The organism is Pseudoteredinibacter isoporae, from assembly GCF_040372805.1.
Taxonomy (GTDB): Bacteria; Pseudomonadota; Gammaproteobacteria; order Pseudomonadales; family Cellvibrionaceae; genus Pseudoteredinibacter; species Pseudoteredinibacter isoporae_A.
Genome location: NZ_BAABWJ010000005.1, coordinates 278,196 through 284,419, shown reverse-complemented (window position 1 = coordinate 284,419; position 6,224 = coordinate 278,196). Strand labels below are relative to the sequence as shown.

Here is a 6,224-nt window from a genome sequence, read left to right as displayed (position 1 = left end):
GGGTTTGAATTCCTCTCCGGGAGATACATCGATTTTATTGCCATTGAATGCTGTCACAATAAAGTCTTCGTCACTAAAACCTTCTTCCCGTATGAATATGTATATTTCATTTTTTAGGTTCCATCCCTCAACACGCTTTCCTCTAAGAAACCAAACAATACTTTTAATATGTGCTGTTCCAGTACCGCTATTACGAATTGCTATATCTAGTGTAATGGCTTTGTCATTGCTTGATTGGGTAAAAGCCTGAGCGCTTATTTTAGGCGTATTATTGTGTTTGAAAGTATTATGTGAAATCTTGGCGTTATAGAGAGCAGTTATAAAGCTAGCTATTGCAGCCACCGCACTCGCTCCTGCAGCGACTAAACCGAGAGTTTCATTGGATAGATCCATCTTTCCATTCCTAAGTTTTTGACAGGGCGGTAAGTATCTTCGTTAATCCAAGCTGGATCAATAGCGCTCGTAATCAAATATCGGGTTCTCGCCTAAAGCGAAGGTCAAAATATTTATGCTTGATAATTGTCGCGTCGCTGCACGCCCAAAGGGCTTATTAGTGGTAGGCTAATCATTCAGGGACAGAAAAGTGGAGAATAAAATGAATTCTAAGCACTTAGGAGTTGCGCTACTAATCCAGAGCGCTTTGGCGCCAAATGTGTATTCTCAAGGGCAGTCGGAGAATCAATGCCTACCTCTAATGCAGTCCGGTATCCGGGACATTACTCTTAAACATAGTTCTCAAGAGCAGCAAGTATATAGATATCTACACATATGTAAGTCCAACTACATGAACGTTGATGATAAGAAAGCAACCTACCTATATGGCCTCACCCCTTGGGGTGAGTATGAAGGTAGTCACGATTCAAGTTACAAAAAGCAGCAGATTAAAAATTTCTGTGAAGAGCAAGAAAGATACTTTAAGGAAAACAATATCAGTACTGTTATTAGTAAGCAGATAAATGTTCCTTTAGCCAAAACTTACAAGGATTGTATTGCTGCAGACACAAAGGGCGTTAAAATTGTTCCTAGCTTAGATGGTCCTTACAACGACAATGTTACTTTAACAATCGACTCGACAAGTGATGGTGACTTTTTGTTGTATAGCTATAAAGCAACTAATTATAGTTGTGAAGTTTTTGGTGATGACTACTCTAAGAAGGAAATCAGCCCTTCTGGTGATGAATATGCTCTTAAGAACCCTATAAAAATAGGAAATGCTAATATTCACATTAGTTGCAAGCGAGGGGGGAGGTCTTTATCTGAAAGTAGTGAGGGAGTGGTGGTTCGCTATCCTGCGGCAAGAATTGAAGTACTTACTTCTGGCCCGAGGTTGTCAGTGACACAAGAAGACGTATACGCAGACTTGTACGTTACCCCGCCAGGTAGTGTTATAGCGTTCAATGGTGTAACTTGTCCAGCAGGCTGGCATCCTTACAGTAAAGCTTATGGCCGGTTCATTCGCGGGATAGACCCTACTGGTCATGCTGACCCTCACGGAAGGAGAGAAGCTGGTTCCCATCAGGAGGATACCTTCAAATCTCACAACCACTTCTTGACATATCGTGGAAGAGGCACAAAAAAAGGAAGTAGCTATCACGGTGGTATGAGGGCTGGGCACGCAAGCGATAAAGACGGAGAAGGTCGACTAAATTCAAGCTCTGTTGGTGGTTCAGAAACCAGGCCAAAGAATGTTGCTCTTCTCTATTGCGAGCTTCCGGCAAGATAATTACTTTGACTCTAAATGGGGCTGGAGTTGGCTAGCCCCAATTTCTTAAACTAAAAAGTAAAACTCCTTTGATGTGCTCAAAAAAACAAGCGTTATAAACTCCCTGTAAAGCTGTTTGTCATTTGTCCGTCTAGAAAGGGACGCCAATTCCATCTTCGTTATCTAAGGCTTCGAAGTCATTCAATAACTCTTCGACGCTTTTTACAAACGCCTGTATTTCGTGCAGAGCCAGCGATTTAAAGCGTCCTTTTCCAATATTAGGGTTTACCAATCTGACGCTAGATTTTTCATCACTACTTTCATCATCAAAGTGTCCCCACATTAATCCGTTGTGGGCTATCAAGTTTCTTGTTGTTAATAACCCTGATGCCCGTTTTAATAACACGATAAGCCTAACTTCTTTCGGTGTTTTCTCGTGGGGCCAATTAAATACAGACCTAATTAGTTCAATTTTTCGGGACAGGTTAACAACCCTAAGTTTTTCTGATAGAGCATTGGGGGTAATGTATATGAAGAGCAAGTAGTTAATTTTAACTTCCAGCCTTCCGAAAAGAAGTATTGAACTGCCTACTGCTGTTGTCCACTCGCTATTTTTAATTAGCTCATTGAGGTCATTTGAAAGTGACATGCTTTAGTTTCCATTCTATTTGATCAGGTTGTCCAGGGTTCCCTCGTAGATCGCTTCGCCTGATTCAGCTGGAGCTTTAGGGGCGGTATATGCCTTGTTCTGAGAGCTTACAGCATCTTTACCTACATCGTAAGTGATGGTCTCTTCACCACCCTGGGTAAAGGTTGTTCTCTTAAGCCATTCAGTCTCAGTGAGCTTTAGCCCCGAAGTTTAAATTGTTTTGACCGACTTATCGAGCAAGGTAGCAATGACGTCATTATCCAGTTTGAATTTGGTTTGCAGCGCGATATCGAAGTAGTACTGCATCAGGGTTCAACCAAGGTCACCGGCATCATTTCTTTGCTTCTACTAGGCCAAAAAATACTCATTCTAGTCCATTACCGCCAATTTTACTGGCAGCCCTTAAAGCCTAGCAAAGACTCTTTTATGCTACCCCACAAACAGTGAAACCCGTAGAGACATAGCATGAGTTACGAAACCATTCTGTACGAAGTGAAAGATAAAATCTTGACGATTACTTTAAACCGCCCTGAGGAGCTTAACGCGTTTACGGTGGAAATGGCTGAGGAGCTGATTGAGGCCTTTGGCCGTGCCAGTGCGGATGATGAGGTTCGCGCCGTGGTGGTCACCGGGGCGGGGCGGGGGTTTTGTGCGGGCATGAAATTGAACAGTGAAGGAAACGCTTTTGGCTTGGATGAAGAGCTGGAGCCCACCTTGGAGGACGTACGGAATCTGGACGAGGTTGAACCTGGCATTCGAGATACCGGTGGTACGGTCACTCTGGCGATTTACAACTGTACCAAGCCTGTCATCGCGGCCATCAATGGTCCCGCGATAGGCATTGGCGCCACCATGACGTGTGCGATGGATATTCGCCTGGCTTCCAATAAGGCCAAGGTGGGCTTTGTGTTTACCAAGCTGGGTATTACTCCGGAAGCCTGTTCGGCTTGGTTCCTGCCTAAAATTGTGGGTATTTCCCAGGCTTTGGAATGGGTATACACCGCGGAAATTTTCGATGCCGAGGAAGCCAAAAATGGAGGGTTGGTGAAATCCATTCACGAGCCTGAGGCGCTGCTGGACGCGGCGTATAAGATTGCCCGTCGCATTGCCGACAATACTTCTCCGGTTGCGGTAGCGCTGGCGCGACAAATGATGTATCGCTTGTCAGCTGCAGACCATCCGGCTGAGGCGCACAAGGTTGACTCACTGGCGATTTTTTATCAAAGCCTGGTGGATGGCAAGGAAGGCATCAATGCCTTTTGGGAAAAGCGTCAGGCCGAATTCACCTCGACGGTGTCGAAGGATATGCCTGATTTCTACCCTTGGCAGGCCGATACCTAGACCTCGGACGCTGCCCCCTCTAGTTGCATCGCTTACCGTTACCGCCCTTGATTTTTCCACGTATAATGGCCTCTTTTATTGGAGGCCATATGCCATTACAAAGCGGCGTTTACCGTCATTATAAGGGGCAGGATTACTGGGTAATCGACGTTGCCCGCCACAGTGAAACCGAAGAAGAACTGGTGGTTTACCGCTGTCTCTACGGTGATTACAGTTTGTGGGTTCGCCCGTTGTCCATGTTTACTGAAACCGTCGATATTGACGGAAAGACGATCCCGCGATTTTCTTTTGTCCGCGCCGCGGCATCAGAATCGGTTTTTACCTAGGATTGTGGGTGTCGATGAACGAACGCAATGTGTTAAGCCGTGAAGACATCGCCAAACTCAGCCCGCTTGAGCAGGATGAGTATTGGATGCGTCATTGTATGGTTCTTGCCGAGCAAGCTGCAGACGCTGGCGAGGTGCCGGTGGGCGCTGTCGTGGTACGCGATCATGAATTGATTGCTGAAGCATTCAATCAACCCATCAGCACGCATGACCCCTGTGCTCACGCTGAGATTATGGCCTTGCGCAAAGCTGGCCAAACGGTAGAGAATTATCGTCTCAGTGACTGCACCTTATACGTGAGCCTGGAGCCGTGCAGCATGTGCGCCGGTGCCTTAGTGCATAGCCGAGTCTCCCGCTTGGTGTTTGGCGCAACAGAGCCCAAGGCTGGCGTGATCGAGTCCCAGGGTGAATTCCTGAACAGCCCCTTTCTCAACCATCACCTTGAGTGGCAGGGCGGTGTGCTGGCCAAAGAAACCAGTGCTCAGTTATCGGACTTCTTTAAACGCCGAAGAGCGCAAAAAAAAGCCAACAAAGCGACATAGTATCGGTCGTAACAACTTATTATTTTTTATCATCGCGAGGATCGCGTAATACATTAAGGACAGCGATATGAAAATGATCCAGACAATGAATGTTCGAACACTTATGTTAAGCGGCGTTTCAATGCTGCTTGGTAGTATTGCAGTTGCCGAAGGGAATTTAGAAAACCCAGCGAAGGATGCAGTTGAATCCGGTATCAGTGCGATCAGTGGCTGGCACTGCACGGCAACGGATATCGATATTGAAATCGACGGAAAATCCTACGGTAAAGCAGGGATGGGTACGATCCGTACTGACGCGCAGAGCCGTTGCGGCCATGAGAACAGTGGCTTTTCTTTATTGTTCAACTACGCGGCCTTAACGGATGGCGAGCACACCTTGGTTGCGAGGGTGGACGGTGAAGTGTGGATAGAACGGACCTTCACGACGGTACGTCCCGCCAGCGACACAGACTTTGTACCGGATTCTGATCATACCGAATACGCAATTGATTTCCCCAAACCTGGAGATGCATTGGAATTGAAATGGCAAAGCGCCAAGCAATCCTTCACGGTTACGCGATCGTACCGAAATCTAGTGAATCCGGGAAAAATGGTTGCTACCTTTAACCGGACTTTTTCGGGTCATGCTCGAGGTTATGATCCATCCCGGCCGACGAGTCAGTTCGGTCAGCTGGACAGCACAGAGTTTACATTAAACATCAGCGAGACGGCGTTTGCGATGAGCCGCGTTGGAACCGATTTGGGTGATTGCGATTACAACGGTGATATTACCTTTTTCTTCAATAAGGTAACGTCTAACGGAACGTTCAGTTGTAGCGGTAGTAGCGGGACATACAGCGCCGAGGTGTTTGTGAATGCCAATGAGGGGTACTATATCGGGCGCTTCGATATGACCCCTTCTGGCAGTGAGGAGAGTACACGTGATTTTCACATGGCCCTTGCGCCTTAAGCCTCTTTGATGTCGTTAATTTTAAAGCGTGGCCGGGCATTATCGGCGCCGCGGCTGCGCGCAAATTTTAAAAACCAATTCAAAATTCTTTCCGGATCGGTGGCGGCGTAATAGCTCGCGTGTTTACCATAATTGGCTGGCAGCTCGAACGTTTCGTGCTGCCATAGGCCGCCGAGGCCCCATTTCGAAATCACTTTGCCATCTTCTTCAATCAAACCGGCGTGACAAATTTCATAGTGTCGTTCATGGGATGTGCTGTAGAGCACCAAGTCGCCGCATTGTGGTTTGGTCACGGTCTCTAAGGCGCCTTGGCTAATCAGAAACAGCGCAAATTCCGGGCCGGCAAAAACATCTTCGTTACGAGTTACAATTTGCTGGTAAACCCGAGAGTTGGTTAAGCCGAGGGCGAAAACCAGGCAGGTGTAGTTGTATTCGGGCCAGGGGTCAGCCACAGGGCGAATGGTGTGTTCATTATATTGTGCGAGGCGTTCCAAGTAGGCCCATTGTTGGTGCCTGGGGTAGGCCTGACTAATGGATTCGAGTTGCTTGCGAAGCAGCATAGTTCTTCTCCCGTCATGGTTAGGCGCGGAAAAGCTTGCCTGAAGATTTAAATGTGGACAGCTCACGTATCGTAGCGAACGCTTAGCTTACCCCGACTGAATGAGAATGCTTAATATTTTATCGATATTAAAGGCCCCTGTTTATCGGAATACGG

8 protein-coding genes are annotated in these 6,224 nt (G+C 47.0%); 5 read left to right on the top strand and 3 right to left on the bottom strand.

The genetic code is table 11. The features are described from left to right. The coding region (locus tag ABWW03_RS12635) for a hypothetical protein (RefSeq protein ID WP_353408695.1) at window positions 1–393 on the bottom strand (393 nt) is incomplete at its 3' end. 391 nt (window positions 394–784) lie between these two features. Here ABWW03_RS12635 and ABWW03_RS12630 point away from each other — a divergent pair. Then, window positions 785–1,723, top strand: a complete 939-nt coding sequence (locus ABWW03_RS12630; protein WP_353408694.1) for a hypothetical protein — start codon at window positions 785–787, stop codon at window positions 1,721–1,723. Between the two features lie 130 nt (window positions 1,724–1,853). Here ABWW03_RS12630 and ABWW03_RS12625 read toward each other — a convergent pair whose 3' ends face one another. Then, window positions 1,854–2,351 (bottom strand): hypothetical protein, encoded by a 498-nt coding sequence (locus ABWW03_RS12625; RefSeq protein ID WP_353408693.1) that lies wholly within the window; start codon window positions 2,349–2,351, stop codon window positions 1,854–1,856. A 465-nt stretch (window positions 2,352–2,816) separates the two neighbouring features. Between ABWW03_RS12625 and ABWW03_RS12620 the strand changes: the two genes are divergently transcribed. From ABWW03_RS12620 to ABWW03_RS12605, 4 genes are all read left to right on the top strand, one after another. Continuing rightward, the gene (locus ABWW03_RS12620; protein WP_353408692.1) at window positions 2,817–3,692 is read left to right on the top strand and encodes a crotonase/enoyl-CoA hydratase family protein; all 876 of its coding nucleotides are present in this window, start codon (window positions 2,817–2,819) and stop codon (window positions 3,690–3,692) included. A gap of 89 nt (window positions 3,693–3,781) precedes the next feature. Continuing rightward, the gene (locus ABWW03_RS12615) at window positions 3,782–4,018 is read left to right on the top strand and encodes a DUF1653 domain-containing protein (RefSeq protein WP_353408691.1); all 237 of its coding nucleotides are present in this window, start codon (window positions 3,782–3,784) and stop codon (window positions 4,016–4,018) included. A gap of 14 nt (window positions 4,019–4,032) precedes the next feature. Next, window positions 4,033–4,560 carry a tRNA adenosine(34) deaminase TadA gene (gene tadA, locus ABWW03_RS12610; RefSeq protein ID WP_353408690.1) on the top strand — a complete coding sequence of 176 codons (528 nt, stop codon included), beginning with the start codon at window positions 4,033–4,035 and terminating at the stop codon, window positions 4,558–4,560. Window positions 4,561–4,627: 67 nt separating this feature from the next. Further along, entirely contained in the window at window positions 4,628–5,509 is an 882-nt protein-coding gene (locus ABWW03_RS12605) for a hypothetical protein (RefSeq protein ID WP_353408689.1), read from the top strand. Here the strand turns inward: ABWW03_RS12605 and ABWW03_RS12600 are convergent. Beyond that, window positions 5,506–6,069, bottom strand: a complete 564-nt coding sequence (locus ABWW03_RS12600; protein WP_353408688.1) for a hypothetical protein — start codon at window positions 6,067–6,069, stop codon at window positions 5,506–5,508. The two genes, ABWW03_RS12605 and ABWW03_RS12600, sit on opposite strands and share 4 nt — an antisense overlap. Window positions 6,070–6,224 lie beyond the last annotated feature (155 nt).